The organism is Aestuariirhabdus haliotis (assembly GCF_023509475.1).
In the GTDB taxonomy this organism is placed as follows: Bacteria; Pseudomonadota; Gammaproteobacteria; order Pseudomonadales; family Aestuariirhabdaceae; genus Aestuariirhabdus; species Aestuariirhabdus haliotis.
In genome coordinates, this window is sequence record NZ_JAKSDZ010000007.1 from 102,185 (window position 1) to 119,968 (window position 17,784).

The following is a 17,784-nucleotide window of genomic DNA, read 5'->3' on the forward strand; positions in this document are numbered from 1 at the left end:
TTTAAAATTGCACGCAAAAATACGACACTTAAATAGATATAAATCATATTTATCAAGCACTTAAATACGAACCATCAACCCATAACTGTCGTATTTTTGATTGACTTAATGGCTTAGTTCTGCTAAGTTTGTATAAGAATCGTTCTCAATAGAGAGTTAACCGTCATGAAACGCTTGTCACTTAAATCGAAGGTCGCCACGAAGATATCGCGCTCGAAGCGTGAGGTTTTTCTACGTACTGACTTTGAGAAGCTGGCAGGGTACGACCAAATTGGCCGGGCATTGCGCCAGCTAACCTCCGACGGTGTGCTTGTTAAGGTTGGTTATGGTCTTTATGCCAGGGCTCGGCCGAATAGAATTACAGGTAAACCTATGCTGGCCGCTAAAGGTGGCTTCACTCAAGTAGCAGAAGAAGCGCTTTCTCGACTAGGTGTAAAATGGGAGCCTTCTAAGTCGGTTCTTGATTACCAGTCAGGTTCAACTCAGATCCCAGCAAATGCCGAAGTTATCATCTTTGAACGCTTCAATCGTCGCATAGGTACAGAGAAGCTCGAGCTTCAAATGGCTCGAGCTTAATGAGCACAGTCGACTCATCTCTTTTTCTTGATATAGCAGATGCGCTGGGTATTAGCAGCCCAGCCATTGTTGAAAAAGACTATTGGGCTACACAGCTACTAAAAGAAATTTCGCAACTCACGCCAGAAGGTTTTCGACTCGTTTTTTCAGGTGGGACTTGTTTAGCTAAAGCACATCAAAACACCTTTAGAATGTCCGAAGATATCGACATTAAAATGATCGCCAATTCTGCTACTCTCGCACTATCCAAAAATCAGCAGCGACAATTACGACGGGATATTCATCAGCTCATTCTCAATATCATTTCTAACTCCGGAATCTTCAAGCTTGTCGCAGCCCCTAAAAAACGCAATGAAGGCAAGTATCAGCAATTCTTGATTGAATACCCTAGAGAGCATGACACCCCGGATGCACTAAGACCGCATTTGCAGCTGGACTTAACAGAGTCTGACTTACTTGAAGATCCAATAGAGCTTTCCTTGAGCTCCCTTTATGCGAGCACTCTTAAAGAAGCAGGTGAGGTTCAAAACATTGCATGTGTCACAGTGCACTCGACTGCCAGTGAAAAATTCGTTTCACTCCTTCGCAGAACCGCATCGCATGCTCGGGATAACTCTAGGGCAGACGATAAAACATTAATTCGGCACGTTTATGACCTGCACCTCATATACGAATCAATGGCATCACCTGCCGATTTAAAACTAATGGTTAAGCGAGTTATTGAAATCGACAAAAGTCAGTTTGGAAATCAGCACGAAGAGTTCGTAAACGATGCACACTCCGAGCTGCGATACGGCCTATCTTTATTAATTGAGCAGGAACACCACCAAGCACGATACGATCAATTTATTGGGCCTCTCGTCTATCACCCATCTCCTGCCAAATGGGACGAGGCCATTTCGAGCATCCAAGAACTTGCTGATCACTGGCTTTAGCAATTATGATACGCAGACCAAGCATACGCCCCTTGGTCATTAAATATGAGGCAAGCTAAAAATCTTGTGGGCCCGCGCAAGCACCCATCGCGGTCAGCTCGTAAGGAGCAAGTAGCGATATGAAAATGGCAGCGGCTTTTCAGATATTATTAGCCTTGATGGCGAAAGGAATTGCTAATCGGTCTTTAACCAACAATTCCCGTTACCATAACCGACCACATCCCGCCAACGCTTATCCTTACCACTAAAAGCCTGAGATAGCGCGCTTGCTTTAGATTCTGCATTTTCCAGTACCGCCGCTGTGCGCAATTTTTCTTGGCCAGACTCCCAAGCTTTAAATAGCTGACGAATAATTCGTTTATGCGTTAGGCCTGTGAATATATATTGCTCGCCATTTACGACCAGCTCCCCTCCATCTTCAGAGCACCATATTGGGGGACGCTTAGATTGATGAGAACTACCATATCCCAGTAGCTCCATCAGCAGGTCTTTATCGATAGCTGATACACATTGCCGGTCTGGCAGCAGCAAATCATGGATTGTTATGCATAATGGCTCACCCGGTATTGGCGGCCCATTTTGAGATATGGCGCTATCAGTCAATATCACAGCTGAGCGACGACGAGCAAATGAACTGAATGCTAGCTTCACTATAGAGATGGTTTGCGCCAAACAGGCCCTTCTACAAAACAATACCGCAACGCGACTTTTGCCGAACCACGCATCCCCGAGATCCCACAAAATGTCACTAGCCAATTCAGCTACCGGTTGGTGAGACGATATATCGAGCCACTGCTGAACACACCGTAAAAAATGGTTATTACTAACTTGGTACTTACCAATTGAGGTTGTAGCCACATTCACCCAACCAGCACCCGGAGAGAAATAACGATACCCAGAGCCACTTGGGCAGGGCAACAATTCACAGTCCTGATCATCAATATTGATAGATGTCGCAGAGTTTTGCAGCGGGTGAATCATCCTCGTATTTAACAGTTCTTTGAAATCTGTGGTAATTGATAAGCCTTCAGCGTCCACTTGTTGTTTTGGCGTACTAATAATCTTAAGCAGAAGCGCAAGCGCGCCTCTGCTCAACGTGACTGCGGCGCTCATTCTTGAACCTCTTCGAGTAAGCACCAGCGCTTGAGGTACTTCTCTCCAATTAATCGCTCCTTATCAGTTCTGCTCCTTAAATCACAACCGTTTGGCATCGAGATTTTTACAGGCAGAACCTTACCTCGACCATGCCCGTTTTCAGGGAGAAAGCGGATATTGATCTTGGCCTGTACCGGAGCAAACCCGCCTGACGACAAGGGATTTTGTTCGCCAAAATGTTCTCGGGCATATTCATGCAAAGCCATATTGCTTTTAGCGGGCACCTCAATTTGCACCCGACCTTCTCCTGCTAAGTCTTTGACCTTCATCAGAACCAACTGGACAGATTCAATGCCATCTTCAAGGTCCCAATCTAATGGTTTATTTTCCATAAGTGGCATCAAATCAAATCGACGCAGTGGAACCTTGTCTGCTGTCACCGGCTGCTTAAGCAGATCCTCAGTGAATGCTTTTGCGATGGTATCGCGGCGCTCTTGTTTGGAGGCGACCACCTCAATAGCGCCAGTACCGGATGAGTAAGTAATGGCGTGCTCAGAAACTGGGCGACGAATGCGAGAAACAATATCTTCATCACCTTTAAACTCAAGGTAAGAATCAGGTAGTCCCTCCTGGTAGATCATGACTTGTACAACATTGATGTCGTTACCCTCCTCATCAGGTTGAACACGGTCAAACAGTTCAATCTTCACTTTCTCTCCCAGGCCAAATAACTCTTTAACCTTGTCCTTGAAGATATCCATCGAAACTTGATCACTATGCAGCGGCAATGATGTTTCTACTTGATAACCCGACCATTTCTGGCCATGCCGATATTGATCGGCATAGCGGATATCTTCTGCCTGCCTAAACTTATCGCGATGAGTCTGAAACACCCACAAGCTCCTCTCCGCAGCAGTTTCATGCTTGAGGAGCTCAGTGGAATCAGCAAATGTGCTTAACAGCGCTGCTTGACCCACCTCGTCATTCATATGCTTGATTCTTTCCAGATCAAGAGTGATTTGAATTTGCACATCAGCAGGTTGATGGTCATACAGCTCGATAACCTTGCTGGCTACCTCCGGCTGCTCTTGTGACCAGTCCACCAGATCAAAACCGTCATTGGCAGAAAAGTATGACTTCAATCCCTGAGATGAAGCATGGTTAACGAAGTTACGAACGATTGGCATAAGCACAATTCCTCAATATAAGTGATAAACGGCAAACTCTCGGCATTCAACTACAGAAAGTTCAAGATAGCGAACTTATATAATATGGGCGCTTATATTTCTTTTCAAGTAAAAAAAGTAAGTCTATAATGAACTTTTTACATCATTCACTGAGGAGGCAATGCCGTGGCCAACGTATTAGGGGCCAAAATCAAAGAGCTTCGCAAAGAAAAAGCCCTTACGTTAGAACAACTTGCGGAGAAAATAGGTTCAGGAAAAAGCTATATCTGGGAAATTGAAAATAAAGGTGTAAAACGCCCATCTGCCGAAAAATTAGCCGCTATAGCCAAAGCACTGGATGTTACAACTGACTATCTGATTGACGACACACAAACAGAAGTCTCTGACGATCTAGAGAAAGAAGTGTTTTACCGGAAACTGGGGCAACTAGACAAAGGGGACCAAGATCGAATAATGGATATGATAGACGCATGGAGCAAGAAGTAGTGTCAGAGAAAAAATCCCCTCACAAGGAAGCCAACCGAATTACTCGGCTTTTAGATACGGCGCTTCCCGAGCCTGTTCGATTTCCTGTCAATGTGGAAATGGTGGCAAAAGACCTCACGCCATCATTTAACCAAGACCCAATTACTGCAGTTAATGGCGGTAGCATGGGCTCTTCGATCGATGGAATGCTAGTCAAACATGACGCCAAAGACGAATGGGCTATTTTCTACAACACCGACGTCGTCCATCCAGGGAGAACAAATTTCACTCTCGCACATGAATTGGGCCACTACATGGTTCACCGGCAAGCATTGAACAAAACCAAGTTCGAATGTGGCGAAGAAGACATGCTGGACGAAAACCAACAAGGTATTAATATCGAAGCAGAAGCTAATGCCTTCGCCGCCAACTTACTGATGCCTAACCACGACTTCCGCGCACAAGCCGACGGTCAAAAATTTAGTATCGACCTAATACAGCACTGTGCTAATCGCTACGGCGTATCGTTAACTGCGGCAGTGCTAAAGTGGCTCGATTTCACAAAGAAACGCGCTATCGGCCTGCTGTCTGAAGAAGGCTTTATGCATTGGTCAAAATCGAGCAACAGCGCTTTTCGTTCTGGCCGTTACTTCGCCACAAAGAAAAACTGTGTTGAAATCCCAGAATTATCGTTAGCGGCGGAAGAGCAGTATTCAGCAGAAGCTAGGAATGGCGTCAGGCATGGGCCAGATATTTGGTTTCCCGGCGAAGAAGTTACCGAACATAGTATTTACTCTGAGGAGTACCGTAAGACCCTAACCATCCTTGTTCTAGATGATGCAGGCGGATACAGCGACCCAGGTGATTTCAGCGAAGAAGATGAGCTGCTTACTGATTCGTACACTAACTTTATTAACAACGGACAGAATCCCTACTAACCATTATGCGAGACTCCTACGAACGCTTTTTCTCACAAGGCTATATTTCGAAAGACCAATTTTTCGAATTCGGCCTAAGTGAAACCATTTACGCCCCTTTGGATAAGGCCGAAGTGGCTTGGCAAGAGTTGAAGCATAGAATTCAAAACAACCAGCAGGTATTTATTCGCGGCTTTGGACGAAATTCAAACGGTACACATTTATTTCAAGCATTCTATGCTGATGTCCTTTCGAACAATCAAGTTACCGTTGATCCAACCAATAATGCTCAACCAACAAAATTGATCCGGGACTTAACGGGATACTCAAAGACAAAAAGCAGTAAACATGAGCCAATCCAGAATTATCAAATCTCGCATATTTTTGGCAGAACCAAAAACGTATTCGCCTTTACCGCCCCTTGGAATATCGTATACATGCCCAAAATGCTGGATCCTTTTACCGGTCATGAAGCTAAAGGACCAATGATTGATGAATATAAAGATCGCTTTCAAAGGCAGAGTTTCAATCATTTTGAATCACTTATAACCGATTACAATGAGTTGATTACATCACCTAAGTTGGTTGATGCAATTCATGTATACCTCGAAAAAATTGAACAGGAAAAACCCCTCAACGATAAAAATGTCATCAAGTTAAGGGCTTCCGTTCTGGAAGAATTAACACCCATTATTCTTTGAGCTTTTAGTAACACCCCAATCACTTACGCATAAGCCCGCATATACCTGATGGCCATTTCGCCACTCTAAACACAGAATGTTCAACAGTATTTTGAACATTAAGAGTGGTAAGCAAATGCAACAAACAAACCCATTATCTCCGCACAGAATGACCCCCGAGCAACGCGTTCATGAGGTCGCTAACATCATCGCTCAAGGCATAATAAGGCTTAGAGCTCCCCATTCAAAAAAGGCACAATTATTGGACTCAGATAGCAATGTTTCACTTGCTATGTCTGCCTACCGAAGCGTTCATGGTGAAACAGAGAACGCCAACACTTCGGAGGAAAAATGAGCTCAAACATCATATTCGAACCATCATCGTCAGCAGTTGCGCAAATAGCCCAACTATCAGATATGACAATGGACGAAATTAAATCATTGTGGCGACAACTTTATCGCAAAGAACCACCAACCCATATTCGATCCTTCCTAGAGAAGCGCTTAGCTTTTCGACTGCAAGAAGTCGAATTTAGGCGCGCACATCAAAACTTTGCCGACAAAAACGATCGGCGTATTAATGCCATCGTAAATACAGGCAAAAAGCCTCTGCGAGATCGATACCCAAAACCCATACCTGGAACTGTTCTAAGCCGCATCTATCAAGAAAAGGAACACAAGGTAACCGTCACCCACGACGAACAGTTTGAATTTGAAGGCCGGATTTATAAAAGCCTTTCGGTTGTCGCCAGAGAAATTACTGGCACCCGATGGTCTGGACCATTGTTCTTTGGCTTGAGAAAAGAAAACAATGAGAAGAAAACAAAGCGGGGTAAAAAATAATGTCAGAACAAATCAAAAAAAGACTTCGCTGTGCAGTCTATACACGAAAGTCCACCGAAGAGGGACTCGATCAAGATTACAACTCAATCGATGCACAACGCGATGCTGGCCATGCTTACATAGCCAGTCAACGAGCTGAGGGTTGGATTCCCGTTGAGGATGATTATGACGATCCTGCATTTTCAGGCGGCAACATGGATCGCCCTGCGATGAAGCGATTACTTAAAGATATTCAGGATGACAAAGTCGATGTCGTGGTGGTTTACAAAATTGATCGATTAACGCGAAGCCTAACGGACTTCTCCAAAATGATTGAAGTGTTCGAACAACATAACACTTCGTTTGTGTCCGTGACTCAGCAATTTAATACCACTAATTCAATGGGTCGGCTGATGTTAAACATTCTCCTCTCATTCGCACAATTTGAAAGAGAGGTAACCGGTGAACGTATTCGAGATAAGATTACCGCCAGCAAGAAGAAAGGCATGTGGATGGGTGGCATCCCACCGCTGGGGTATGACGTAAAAGACCGACATCTGGTCATTAACCCAAAAGAAGCGAAATTAATTCAACAGGTGTTTAAACGGTTTACAGAGATTGGCTCAACAACACTATTGTACAAAGAGCTAAGACTAGAAGGCGCAACCAGCAAATCATGGACAACTCAAGATGGGCGCTTCCGCCCTGGCAAACCAATCGACAGAGGCCTTATCTATAAGCTACTGCACAATCGCACTTACCTCGGTGAACTCAGGCACAAAGATCAATGGTATCAAGGCAAGCACGACGCCATAATTGATCAAAAACTTTGGGCCGATGTTCACTCCATACTCGCAGTGAATGGTCATAAGCGCGGCAACTATACTCGCGCTAAAATCCCATTCCTGCTGAAAGGCATGGTATTCGCCGAAGATGGCCGAGCACTAACAACTTGGAGTTCTACTAAGAAAAAGAGTGGTCGACGGTATCGCTACTACATTAGCACTCGCGATACTAAGGAATATTCGGGCGCATCAGGCTTGCCTAGAATCCCTGCAGCCGAACTAGAATCGGCTGTTGTTGAGCAAATCAGAGGCATTCTCAAAGCACCGCCCGTTACGCAACAAGTTGCATCTATCGTACTGGAGAAAGACCACGATATTGATGAAGCTCAAGTTACCGTTGCGCTTAACAAGATCGATAACGTTTGGGAGCAATTATTCCCTGATGAGCAATCTCGTATCATTAAATTGATGGTCGAAAAAATCATCGTCAAGCCAGACAATATTGATATTAGGCTTTGGGACAATGGAATAGAACGACTTGCCTTAGAAATTACTGACTCAGCGAAACAGGAGGTCGCATGAGTAAAGGTAGCGGCTTTAAAATTGAAATGAGTCAGTCAGGTGACTCAAGCGTTGTTGAAGCCAGTAATGGCCAACTCAGCATTTCGGTGCCTATCAACTTAAAACGCCGAAGCGGCCGACAACTTATTACTCTACCTGATGGCTCCTCCCATGAGCCCAGGCCATGGGATACTGATCCAACACCACTGCAGCTAGCTCTGGCACGCGGCCATTGCTGGCTCGCCATGCTGGAAACCGGACAAGCTAAATCCCTAAGGGAAATTGCAGAGAAAGAAGGCGTCGATAACAGCTACGTCAGCCGAATGGTTAACCTGACTACGCTTGCGCCAGATATCGTTGAGGCCATTCTTGACGACCAATTGCCACCGACCGTGACCTTGTTTGATCTGGCCGTAGATCCGCCTAGGCTATGGAGTGAGCAAAGGAATCGTATTTTTTATCTTTAACAAGCTAGTGCGATTCGAATATTTTGATTATTTCACTTATTTCGATTAGTCTGCTTACTCTATATCTTATTCTTGGAGCAAGTATGGTAGCCAAAGCGCCAGTTCACCCGCTACCCTCGGCTGAGGACATTGCACTAGCTCGCAAGGGAGAGGCAGTCCTATCCGATATTCTGAAAAAGGAAAAGATAAGCTATTCAATCGGCATATCTGACATTGAAGGTAATAGCTATCAAATTGAGCTACCAGCTCTGGCGATTAAGCTTCTCAAAAATACGCTAGAAGAAATTAGCAATGGTAACTCAATTAGCATCATGGCCCATCAATCCGAACTCACGACACAAGAAGCAGCGGACGCATTAAATGTGTCCCGACCATTTTTAGTCAAATTGCTTGAACAAGGTGACATACCATTCCATAAAGTTGGAACTCATCGTCGCATCAAGCACAAGGATATTATTGATTATATGGAATATAGCGATGCGGAATAAATCAATAACCGAAAAGAACCGCATCTCGATATCACTTTTAGCTAATAAAAAAGGACTTTGACATGGAGTCAACAAATTTTCAGAGTTTACAAAAACGTTGGCCTCAACTTTATGAACATGCAAATTTTGCAGAACAGTATGTCTATACCGATGCACACACCGCGATAGTCAAGCTACGCTGTTTTGCAGAGCAACTAGTAGGTATTCTTTATAGGGAATTAAACTTACCTTGCGAACGTAATGACGGTTTTTTTGAGAAACTAAAATCTAATATATTTATTGAAGTGATTGATGAAAATATTTTAGAAAAGCTACACGCAATTCGCATGCTTGGAAACAAGGCTGCCCATGGCCGGAGCATCAACTCAGATGATGCATTAGCACTGCTTCGCGATGCTTACCTAATTGGGCAATGGATGTTCAAAACATATAGCGGAGCCGCCTATGACGAGTATCCTTCCTACGAAGAGCCAAGTCACCCAGATATTCCAATCAATCAATTAAACGAAGAAAATAAGAAACTAGAGGATCAACTAAAAAAAGTAAAAGAGGAGCTCTTAAGACTAGAAGAATCAGAAAGTGTTGCTCAAAACCAAGCGATAGAACTACAAAAAACGTTAGATGAAGCCAAACTGAATGACTTCAAAGAAGCTTCATCAAAAGCGGCATCATCCTTTGACCTTGCACCAGAAAACACAAGAGAACTTATAAAACTGCATGATGCGTTCTCCGAGTACAGTTTAACGACCGGACAGAGTGAGTTAGTAGGTAAGCTTGACAATTTTTTAAGCAGCAAGGATGACAGTGTCTTTTTACTCAAAGGGTATGCTGGCACTGGTAAGACTTTTATTACGAAAGGGCTAACTGAATACTTTAGAGCTGTAGGTAGAAATTACGTTCTTGCAGCGCCTACAGGTAAAGCATCTAAAGTAATAGCAAAAAAGACACAGTCTCCTGCTTATACTATTCACAAAACAATATACTCCTTTAAGGATATAGCCGAATATCGTGATGATAATTTAGATGGATCTGAAACTTATAAATTCTATGCGCAGCTCGCTGTTAATGAAATGTCGGCGGACACTGTATTTATAATTGATGAAGCATCAATGGTCGCCGATGTATATCATGAGGAGGAATTCTTTCGGTTTGGCTCAGGATTCTTGCTTCGAGATTTTTTAAAGTTTGTAAACCTGGATCACAATGACCATCGAAAGAAAATCATATTTATTGGGGATGATGCCCAGCTCCCACCTATAGGTATGAATTTTTCTCCCGCACTTGACCATAATTATTTAACTCGGGAACACAATATTGAAAGCATCCTTTACGAATTAACAGAAGTCGTTCGTCAAAAAGCGGAAAGCGGAGTGATGCATAATTCAAAAAAGTTACGAAAATCACTTAACTCTGGAGTTTTCAACCAACTAACTATTGATTTAACCTATCCCGATTTAGAAAAGGTAAGTCACGAAAACTTATTAGAAAGGTACCTTGAATCATGCGGCGGACGGATCAATGGCGAATCCATTCTTCTCGCTCATTCCAACGCAGATGTAACTGCCTATAACAGTCGAATTCGTGAACATTTCTTCCCAGGAAAAACCGAAATTTCTAGCGGCGATAAGGTAATGGCTGTCAGCAACAGCAATGCCTATGGTTTCTTCATTTCTAACGGTGATTTCGGCCTTATTAAAGAGGTCTTGAGTAGTGCAGAGCGCCGCAACATTACTTTGAGAAGGAAAAACTCAGAAACGAAAGAAATTGAGGAAACTCTTGTTTGCTTAACATTTAAAGAAGTCGTTGTTGGGTTCAAGGACCTAGATGGCACACCCCACTTCTTTAAGGCAAGAATTCTTGAGGACTTATTATACAGCGAACACCCTGGGCTCACTTCTGATGAAAGCAAAGCTTTGTACTTAGATTTTTGCATTCGCAATCCTCACTTAAAGCGAGGTAGTTTAGAGTTCAAAGAAACTCTACGAGCAGACCCTTATTTTAATGCTTTAAGATTAAAATTTGGATACGCGATCACCTGCCATAAAGCTCAAGGTAGCGAGTGGAATCATGTCTTTGTAAAATGTAAAACACATCAAAGCCAACTGTCAGCTGATTATTTTAGGTGGTTCTATACTGCAATAACACGTACGTCTAAAAAGCTTTATCTTTTAGACCCTCCTAATATAAAAATTGGGTCCGGAATAAAACCAGTTAATTCACCAAACGTTCCAGCAAATGGGGTCATCAATCAGTCCCCCTCAGGACAAAATCCCGACGCCATCAAAAGCTTGCCAACTACGCCATTAACTGATGATTGTTTTGGAATTCCTACTAACGCATATTTTTCACTTGAAGTATTGAAACGAATTCAGCAACTCTTAGTTAGTTCAGATATTAAGATACAGGATGTTAGCCAGGGACAATATTTGGAAATTTACTTCTTCCAGCGAGATAGCGAAGTTGCTCGAGTTGATATTGGATATAACGGAAAAGGAAAAATATCAAGACTTACAACGCCAAAACAAACAGAGTTAAGTCTTCAGGTTATTGATCTTATTTCGCCACTAAACGGCACCCTGATAATACCTACCACACAACAACCTGCTGGCAGCTTTGAATTTGATGAAGACTTTCTTAACGACTTTCACTCTAGACTCCATCCATTAACAGATCAGAGAGGCATTACAATTAACAATGTAGAGCCTATGGACTGGAAGCAGCGTTATACATTCACCCAATCCGGTGAAAGCGCTGTTTTTGATGTTTTTTACAACGGAAAAAATCAAATTACCAAATATGCGCCCGTAAAGAACGCCTGCACTTCTAACTCTTTATCTTCTGACATTCAAATAATACTGACAGAAGGATTAAGCTCTTGATTACTAGCAAGGACGTTTTCTCTAAACGAAAGGAAGGCGAACTTGACGAAGCCTATAGCATGGCTATAGAGCTAATCAATAATCCAACTAAAGATGAGTGGGATATAAAAGCATTTACCTGGTGCGTAATCGATCTAATCAAGCGCGATGCTCAGTCAGGTCAGCACCACAATCTATTTAATTACGCTGATCAAATTCGAAATTTAGAAATTGACCCCTCTGATAAAATACTTTCAGATCAACGATCTTACGCCCTTAGGTTATGCAATCCTAATGGCCAAGAAATCCTGAAGGCTAAATCGCTTAGCAAGCAAGGAAACAACCTAGAATCACTAAATGTTTTTAAAAACATATTTAATAAAGGCGACCAATCTAGTGATGTTCAAGTTGGCATGGCCTGGGAGATGTATAGAATTGCTAAAGCCATGGTCGAACAAGAACCTGCAAACTTTAATGGCGCCAAAAGACACATTAACGATTACTTCAAATTAAATGTAGATAAGCCTTCTCTTTTGCATACCTGCTTCCTTCAGCTTGCCGATAAGATAGCCAAAGAAGGTAAATTAAATATGGGGGCATTCGCGAGAATCTGGGGATTAGAATACCTTCGCCCAGAAGACTATGAACCTTACCAAACAAGTGACGGTAAATCATACCCTTCTCTCGCCGAGCGGGTAGTTCAACACGCAAGCAAAGACGCCTTTTTGAATGCAGCTCTGGAAGATCTTCAATATATCCTTCCTTTTATTAACGACTGCATTAACAGGTACCCTGATAACTTATGGCTCAAGTTAAGCAAAGCCAGAGCACTCATGGCCACAGGCCAAAGCAATGAAGCTCTTTCATTTGGCCTAGAGGTCGTAAAGAATAAAGTTAACGACTACTGGGCTTGGGAATTACTTGGGGACATCCATCAATCCGTAGCTATTGATATCGCTTTATCATGCTACTGCAAGGCTTTGATGTGCTCAAAAGACATCAATTTTGTGGCCAAAGTAAAAGTGAAACTAGCAGAGATATTAGCGAAAAAAGGCTCATACTCTGAAGCGAAATTTGAAATTGAAGATGTTATTAATTATCGAGTAGATAATAATCAAAAAATTCCCGAGCCCGCTGAAATCCTTAAACGAAGCTCTTGGTATGAAGGCGTAACACCGAACACTTCTAACAAAGATTTTTACAGAGAAAACGCTTCTCTTGCCGAAGAGCTTTTATACAGTGATTTACCTTGGATAAACGGCATATTGGGTGACACTTTTTTTATCGATGATCAAAAAAACAAACCTAAACGAAAACTCTACATACAATCTAACCCGCTTCCAACAGAAATCACCGTTCCTGAGTTTAAGATATCTAGCAATGTGAAAAAGACAGGCTCAGGAATAAAGATCAAAGGTGAATACGATAATGAAAATCGATTTCAGGTTTACACTATAGAAAATCGCCACACTCAAGAAGACTGGGATATTTTTGATGAGCTTATTGGGGTTGTTGACCACGTAAATCACACAAAAAATCTCCTGCATTTCATGGTTAGTAGAGCGATCGACGGAGTTATTCGATTTTCGGACTTGTCAGACAGGTTTCATGAAGGCGAGGCAATTGCTGTACGCTTATCTAAATACACCAGTAAGCAAGGTACACGCTATAAAGTATTAACCTCGACTAAAACCAATCAACCCATTCCCGAATCCTTATTAAAATCATTCAGCGATAACGTAAGGCAGGAAAATGGGATGGGGTTTACCGATGATGGCATATTTATCCCTCCCCCGTTAGTTAGCAGCAGTAAAATAGAGGATGCAGACTTTGTGGCAGGGAAAGCCATTCTAAATTACAACAAAAAGAGATCAGAGTGGGGTTGGAAAGCCATTAGCATCAGCAATGTGAGTTCTGGTCATGATAATTAGGCTTATTACTTCAGATATAGAAACAACCAATTATGTATAAACAACACGGACAGTTTCATTTCTCCCCTTCAGATCTGACTCGCTATATGGAGAGCCCTTTTGCTTCATGGATGGATCGCTTTTCGATTGAATACCCAGATCAGGCGCCAGAAAAAGACCCAGCCGATGCTTTGATGAGTTCCCTCGCGCAGAAAGGCTATGCGCATGAAGATGCGTTGGAGGCAGCCTTTGTTGAACAAGAACTTGCCGTAGTCAAAATTGAAGGCGAGTCATCAGATGAAAAGCACGCCAATACGCTTGCAGCGATGCACCAAGGCGTTGATGTCATAGTGCAGGCTCGATTGGAGCTAGTGCCATTTGGTGGGTATGCAGATTTTCTCGTCAAAGTTCAGCATGCTGAAGGCGCTGAACCTAGCTTACTGGGTAATTGGCATTACGAAGTTTGGGATACTAAACTGGCCAACAAGCTGAAGCCAACCTTTGTTATTCAACTATGTTGTTACGCACAAATGCTCGAATCCATACAGGGCCGTTTGCCCGAATTTATTACCGTTGCCTTAGGGAATGGTGAGCATGAACGTCTGCGAACCAAAGATTATTTCTATTATTATCAAACACTAAAATCTTCATTTGTTACTGATCAAAGAAACTTTGACCCAAGTGTAAGGCCTGATCCAGCCGACTCAAAAAACTGGGTTGACTGGAGTAATTTTGCCGAAGCGTTATTAGTAGAAAGAGATCATCTCTTTCAAGTCGCCACCATTACCAAGAGCCAGATAAAAAAGCTTGCACAGGCTGGTATTAATACAATGCAAGAGCTTGCAGATTCAACAGGTGAGCATGTACCTGGCTTCAACCCTGCCGTTCTTGAAAAGCTTAAAGCGCAAGCTGCCATTCAAAAACGCAGCGCAGGCGATGACATCCCTAAATTTGAAATTATAACGCCAGCGCCTGATGAGAAAATAGGATTAGCGTTACTTCCACCACAATCGCCACTGGATGTGTTTTTTGATATTGAGGGCTATCCGCTCGATGAAGGTGGCCTGGAATATCTCTGGGGAAACACTTACTTTGATGCCCCTTTATTTGGACAAGATCGGGGTAATCGACAGTTCATCGATTTCTGGGCGCATAACCCTGAGCAGGAAAAGCAATGCTTCCAAGATTTTATTCATTGGGTTTACCAGCGTTGGCAGCAAGACTCAACAATGCATATTTACCATTACGCCAACTATGAAATCGCCGCCTGTCGCAAATTGATGGGCCGTTATGGCGTGTGCGAATACGAAGTAGACCAGTTGCTTCGCAATGAGGTTTTCGTTGACCTCTACAAAATAGTTAAAGGCAGCGTCCTTCTGGGAGAGCCTCGGTATTCAATCAAGAATGTAGAACACCTTTATCGCGGAAAGCGTGAAACTGAAGTTGGCAATGGCGGTGACTCGGTTGTGGTCTATGAGCAATGGCGAGAACTTCACTCACGAGGCGAACAGGGTGATACCTGGGAAACATCTAAAATCCTAAACGATATCAGGGATTACAACATTGATGATTGCGACTCAACCCAGGAGCTGGTCGATTGGTTGCGACAACAGCAAGCGAATCATGGCATAAACTATTCGGGTAAAACCGAAGTCACCGAGCCTGATGTCAAAGAAGAGGTAACAGAACGAACGCAGCTGCGGGATCGTCTACTTGAGCGTGTTTTATCTGAGCTTGAGTCCGATCCAAGAAAAGCGGCATTAACTGAAAACCTTGCATGGGTGCTCGAGTTCCATCGACGGGAAGCAAAACCGATATTCTGGCGTTTATTCGAAAGGCTTGGCTTAAGTCATATTGAATTAATGGACGACCTAGATTGCTTGGCCTGTTGCGAAAGAACTGAGCGTGAGCCGTTTAAGCCAACGCCGCGTGCACGAAACATGGCTCATGAATATCGCTTTGATCCCTCCCAGGAATTCAAGGGCGCACAAAAGCAGTTCTATTTATTGGGCGTTGAAACGGAAGATGGGAACACTGCGAAGGTTACTTTCGTCAGAGATGAGAGTGATCTGGAAAATGGATTGGTCGTGTTGCAATCAAAAGAGGAACCACCAACGATCATTTCTTTAGTGCCTGACGAGTACGTTAACCCAAATCCAATTCCACAAGCCATCGACCAGAGCGTTAGTGAATACGAGAGTGGGCAGCTGATTCCCGGCCAATCAGCCATCATTGATTTTCTGATACGCTCCAAACCCCGGATAAATGGACACAACGAAGGTCCTATTGCCCCTAGTCACGACCCCGGAGAAAGGCTTCAACAAATCATTCATGCGATCAGCAATCTTGAATCCAGTTATTTAACTATTCAAGGGCCACCTGGTGCTGGTAAGTCCTATACCGGTAAACATGTAATTGCTGAACTGATGAAATCAGGTGCACGAGTAGGTATCGCCAGCAATAGTCACAAGGCGATCAACAATCTGTTATTGAGTACAGCAAAATACTGCAAAGAAGAAGGCATCGCTGCGACCTTCTGTTGTACAAAAGATAATGAGCCAGAACTAGTCGATTACGAAGTAGCCATTTTGAAGAATAATGAGCTAGTCAATCATATTCAACCGTCCAGTGTGGTTGGCACCACAGCCTGGGGTTTTGCCCGAGAAGATATGGCAGATCAGCTGGACTACCTTTTTGTCGATGAAGCGGGGCAAGTAGCGGTTGCCAATTTAATCGCCATGAGCCGCAGCGCGACCAACCTTATTTTGATGGGTGACCAAATGCAGTTAGGCCAGCCTTCACAGGGCACACACCCGGCCGACAGCGGCCTTTCTGTGCTGGACTACCTTTTACACGAAACACCCACCATACCCGACGACATGGGCGTGTTTTTGGGTACAACCTACAGAATGCACTCAAAGGTCAACCGTTTCATCAGCGAGCATATTTACGAAAATAAACTGGAGTCATACCCTGATAACGATAAGCGAATTATTGAGGTGCCTGCCGGTTATGATGGACCACTTAACTTCGATGCTGGCGTTACATTTGTGCCAGTCGAGCATGAAGGCAACACTCAAGCTTCCGATGAGGAAGTAGCTGAAATAAAGTCCCTCGCCAACGCTTTGATAGGCAGGACTTTTCATACAGGAAAGTCAGATCCCGAAACTCGGGCTATAGACTGGAACGACATGTTGTTTGTCGCTCCTTACAATCACCAAGTCAGCAAGCTACGCGCTGCATTAGGTGAGCAAGCCAAGGTTGGCAGCGTAGACAAGTTCCAAGGACAAGAAGCTCCGATTGTGTTCTTGAGCATGTGCGCGAGCGATGCCAGTGAATCCCCTCGCGGGCTAGACTTTCTATTCGACAAACATCGCATCAACGTAGCCATATCCAGAGCACAAACGTTAGCGGTAGTGGTGGGGAATCCGAATATCGGTAAAACACCAGTGAATCGAGTCGACCAGCTTAAACTGGTCAATTTGTTTAATGCCATCACTAGGAGTTAACCCCCTCCTTAACAGGCTGCGATGTCGACTGCCTCAAGCAGCTCGATTCGTATGCTTCGATGTCTTGCTCTCGATACATTACCCGGCCCCCAAGCTTTAAATATTGGGGGCCTATACCTTCCGAGCGCCACCTCTCTAAAGTGGCTTCACTAACACACCAGCGATTGGCCAGCTGCCTCTGATTCATATGGATTACCGTCATAAAAACTCCTGTGTTGAACGATTTGGTAACCACCATGAACGCTCGAAAATACGGATAAAATCAAGCTAATTAGGGCCGGTTAAGGGTATAAATATCGATAGGTAATCGTAGGTATTTAATGGACTTGTTCAGTTGCGAAAGGGGGAACTGAACCCGCGTCCCGCCCCACCACCAATACAAAACCTCAACCCGCAAGGGTTGGGGTTTTTTATTGGTCGCCTGGTTGACTGACCCTACCCGCGTAGCGGGTTCAGCCGAGCCGCTTGGCGGCGAGACAACGCCGAAGCCTGCGACGGCGGCCCCGAACCTGTGAGGGGTGAGCAGCAC

At 43.8% G+C, this 17,784-nt stretch carries 16 protein-coding genes; 12 read left to right on the forward strand and 4 right to left on the reverse strand.

What is annotated here, in order from left to right; translation table 11 throughout:
• Window positions 1-165 precede the first annotated feature (165 nt).
• Both MIB40_RS07630 and MIB40_RS07635 read left to right on the forward strand, forming a co-directional pair.
• The gene (locus tag MIB40_RS07630) at window positions 166-576 is read left to right on the forward strand and encodes an S-adenosylhomocysteine hydrolase (RefSeq protein ID WP_249692634.1); all 411 of its coding nucleotides are present in this window, start codon (window positions 166-168) and stop codon (window positions 574-576) included.
• On the forward strand, window positions 576-1,511 hold the full coding sequence (locus MIB40_RS07635; RefSeq protein ID WP_249692636.1) for a nucleotidyl transferase AbiEii/AbiGii toxin family protein: 936 nt from the start codon (window positions 576-578) through the stop codon (window positions 1,509-1,511). The genes MIB40_RS07630 and MIB40_RS07635 overlap by 1 nt, the downstream gene beginning before the upstream one ends.
• A gap of 174 nt (window positions 1,512-1,685) precedes the next feature.
• On the opposite strand, the gene MIB40_RS07640 is transcribed toward MIB40_RS07635, so the two are convergent.
• Window positions 1,686-2,624, reverse strand: a complete 939-nt coding sequence (locus tag MIB40_RS07640; protein WP_249692638.1) for a hypothetical protein — start codon at window positions 2,622-2,624, stop codon at window positions 1,686-1,688.
• Window positions 2,621-3,793 carry a hypothetical protein gene (locus MIB40_RS07645; protein WP_249692640.1) on the reverse strand — a complete coding sequence of 391 codons (1,173 nt, stop codon included), beginning with the start codon at window positions 3,791-3,793 and terminating at the stop codon, window positions 2,621-2,623. The genes MIB40_RS07640 and MIB40_RS07645 overlap by 4 nt, the downstream gene beginning before the upstream one ends.
• Before the next feature lie 165 nt (window positions 3,794-3,958).
• On the opposite strand from MIB40_RS07645, the gene MIB40_RS07650 reads away from it, so the two are divergent.
• The 10 genes from MIB40_RS07650 to MIB40_RS07695 all read left to right on the forward strand — a co-directional run bounded on the left by MIB40_RS07650 (window position 3,959) and on the right by MIB40_RS07695 (window position 17,255).
• A complete protein-coding gene (locus tag MIB40_RS07650; RefSeq protein WP_237444856.1) occupies window positions 3,959-4,279 on the forward strand; it encodes a helix-turn-helix domain-containing protein in 321 nt (106 codons plus the stop codon).
• Window positions 4,264-5,196, forward strand: coding sequence for an ImmA/IrrE family metallo-endopeptidase (locus tag MIB40_RS07655; protein WP_249692642.1), 933 nt, complete (start codon window positions 4,264-4,266; stop codon window positions 5,194-5,196). Before MIB40_RS07650 ends, MIB40_RS07655 begins: the two co-directional genes overlap by 16 nt.
• 5 nt (window positions 5,197-5,201) lie before the next feature.
• Window positions 5,202-5,876 (forward strand): hypothetical protein, encoded by a 675-nt coding sequence (locus MIB40_RS07660; RefSeq protein WP_249692643.1) that lies wholly within the window; start codon window positions 5,202-5,204, stop codon window positions 5,874-5,876.
• A 330-nt stretch (window positions 5,877-6,206) separates the two neighbouring features.
• Window positions 6,207-6,698 (forward strand): DUF2924 domain-containing protein, encoded by a 492-nt coding sequence (locus MIB40_RS07665; protein WP_249692645.1) that lies wholly within the window; start codon window positions 6,207-6,209, stop codon window positions 6,696-6,698.
• Window positions 6,698-8,044: a recombinase family protein gene (locus tag MIB40_RS07670; protein WP_249692647.1), complete on the forward strand. Its 1,347-nt coding sequence runs from the start codon at window positions 6,698-6,700 to the stop codon at window positions 8,042-8,044. Before MIB40_RS07665 ends, MIB40_RS07670 begins: the two co-directional genes overlap by 1 nt.
• A complete protein-coding gene (locus tag MIB40_RS07675) occupies window positions 8,041-8,490 on the forward strand; it encodes a LacI family transcriptional regulator (RefSeq protein ID WP_249692648.1) in 450 nt (149 codons plus the stop codon). The genes MIB40_RS07670 and MIB40_RS07675 overlap by 4 nt, the downstream gene beginning before the upstream one ends.
• Window positions 8,491-8,573: 83 nt before the next feature.
• Entirely contained in the window at window positions 8,574-8,978 is a 405-nt protein-coding gene (locus tag MIB40_RS07680) for a helix-turn-helix domain-containing protein (protein WP_249692650.1), read from the forward strand.
• Window positions 8,979-9,040: 62 nt separating this feature from the next.
• A complete protein-coding gene (locus tag MIB40_RS07685; protein WP_249692652.1) occupies window positions 9,041-11,857 on the forward strand; it encodes an ATP-dependent DNA helicase in 2,817 nt (938 codons plus the stop codon).
• Entirely contained in the window at window positions 11,854-13,767 is a 1,914-nt protein-coding gene (locus tag MIB40_RS07690; protein WP_249692654.1) for a tetratricopeptide repeat protein, read from the forward strand. Before MIB40_RS07685 ends, MIB40_RS07690 begins: the two co-directional genes overlap by 4 nt.
• A 32-nt stretch (window positions 13,768-13,799) precedes the next feature.
• Window positions 13,800-17,255, forward strand: a complete 3,456-nt coding sequence (locus MIB40_RS07695) for a TM0106 family RecB-like putative nuclease (RefSeq protein ID WP_249692655.1) — start codon at window positions 13,800-13,802, stop codon at window positions 17,253-17,255.
• On the opposite strand, the gene MIB40_RS19850 is transcribed toward MIB40_RS07695, so the two are convergent.
• Window positions 17,245-17,493, reverse strand: a complete 249-nt coding sequence (locus tag MIB40_RS19850) for a helix-turn-helix transcriptional regulator (RefSeq protein WP_406566443.1) — start codon at window positions 17,491-17,493, stop codon at window positions 17,245-17,247. The two genes, MIB40_RS07695 and MIB40_RS19850, sit on opposite strands and share 11 nt — an antisense overlap.
• A gap of 33 nt (window positions 17,494-17,526) precedes the next feature.
• Window positions 17,527-17,784 (reverse strand): hypothetical protein (locus MIB40_RS07700; RefSeq protein WP_249692657.1); only part of this gene is annotated, 258 nt, incomplete at its 5' end.

Bases quoted from the DNA above. Each gene is read 5' to 3' on its own strand.
- MIB40_RS07630 (WP_249692634.1), top strand. From the start codon at position 166: ATGAAACGCTTGTCACTTAAATCGAAGGTCGCCACGAAGATATCGCGC.
- MIB40_RS07655 (WP_249692642.1), top strand. From the start codon at position 4,264: ATGGAGCAAGAAGTAGTGTCAGAGAAAAAATCCCCTCACAAGGAAGCC.
- MIB40_RS07670 (WP_249692647.1), top strand. From the start codon at position 6,698: ATGTCAGAACAAATCAAAAAAAGACTTCGCTGTGCAGTCTATACACGA.
- MIB40_RS07680 (WP_249692650.1), top strand. From the start codon at position 8,574: ATGGTAGCCAAAGCGCCAGTTCACCCGCTACCCTCGGCTGAGGACATT.
- MIB40_RS07640 (WP_249692638.1), bottom strand. From the start codon at position 2,624: ATGAGCGCCGCAGTCACGTTGAGCAGAGGCGCGCTTGCGCTTCTGCTT.
- MIB40_RS07675 (WP_249692648.1), top strand. From the start codon at position 8,041: ATGAGTAAAGGTAGCGGCTTTAAAATTGAAATGAGTCAGTCAGGTGAC.
- MIB40_RS07645 (WP_249692640.1), bottom strand. From the start codon at position 3,793: ATGCCAATCGTTCGTAACTTCGTTAACCATGCTTCATCTCAGGGATTG.
- MIB40_RS07695 (WP_249692655.1), top strand. From the start codon at position 13,800: ATGTATAAACAACACGGACAGTTTCATTTCTCCCCTTCAGATCTGACT.
- MIB40_RS07685 (WP_249692652.1), top strand. From the start codon at position 9,041: ATGGAGTCAACAAATTTTCAGAGTTTACAAAAACGTTGGCCTCAACTT.
- MIB40_RS19850 (WP_406566443.1), bottom strand. From the start codon at position 17,493: ATGGTGGTTACCAAATCGTTCAACACAGGAGTTTTTATGACGGTAATC.
- MIB40_RS07665 (WP_249692645.1), top strand. From the start codon at position 6,207: ATGAGCTCAAACATCATATTCGAACCATCATCGTCAGCAGTTGCGCAA.
- MIB40_RS07660 (WP_249692643.1), top strand. From the start codon at position 5,202: ATGCGAGACTCCTACGAACGCTTTTTCTCACAAGGCTATATTTCGAAA.
- MIB40_RS07635 (WP_249692636.1), top strand. From the start codon at position 576: ATGAGCACAGTCGACTCATCTCTTTTTCTTGATATAGCAGATGCGCTG.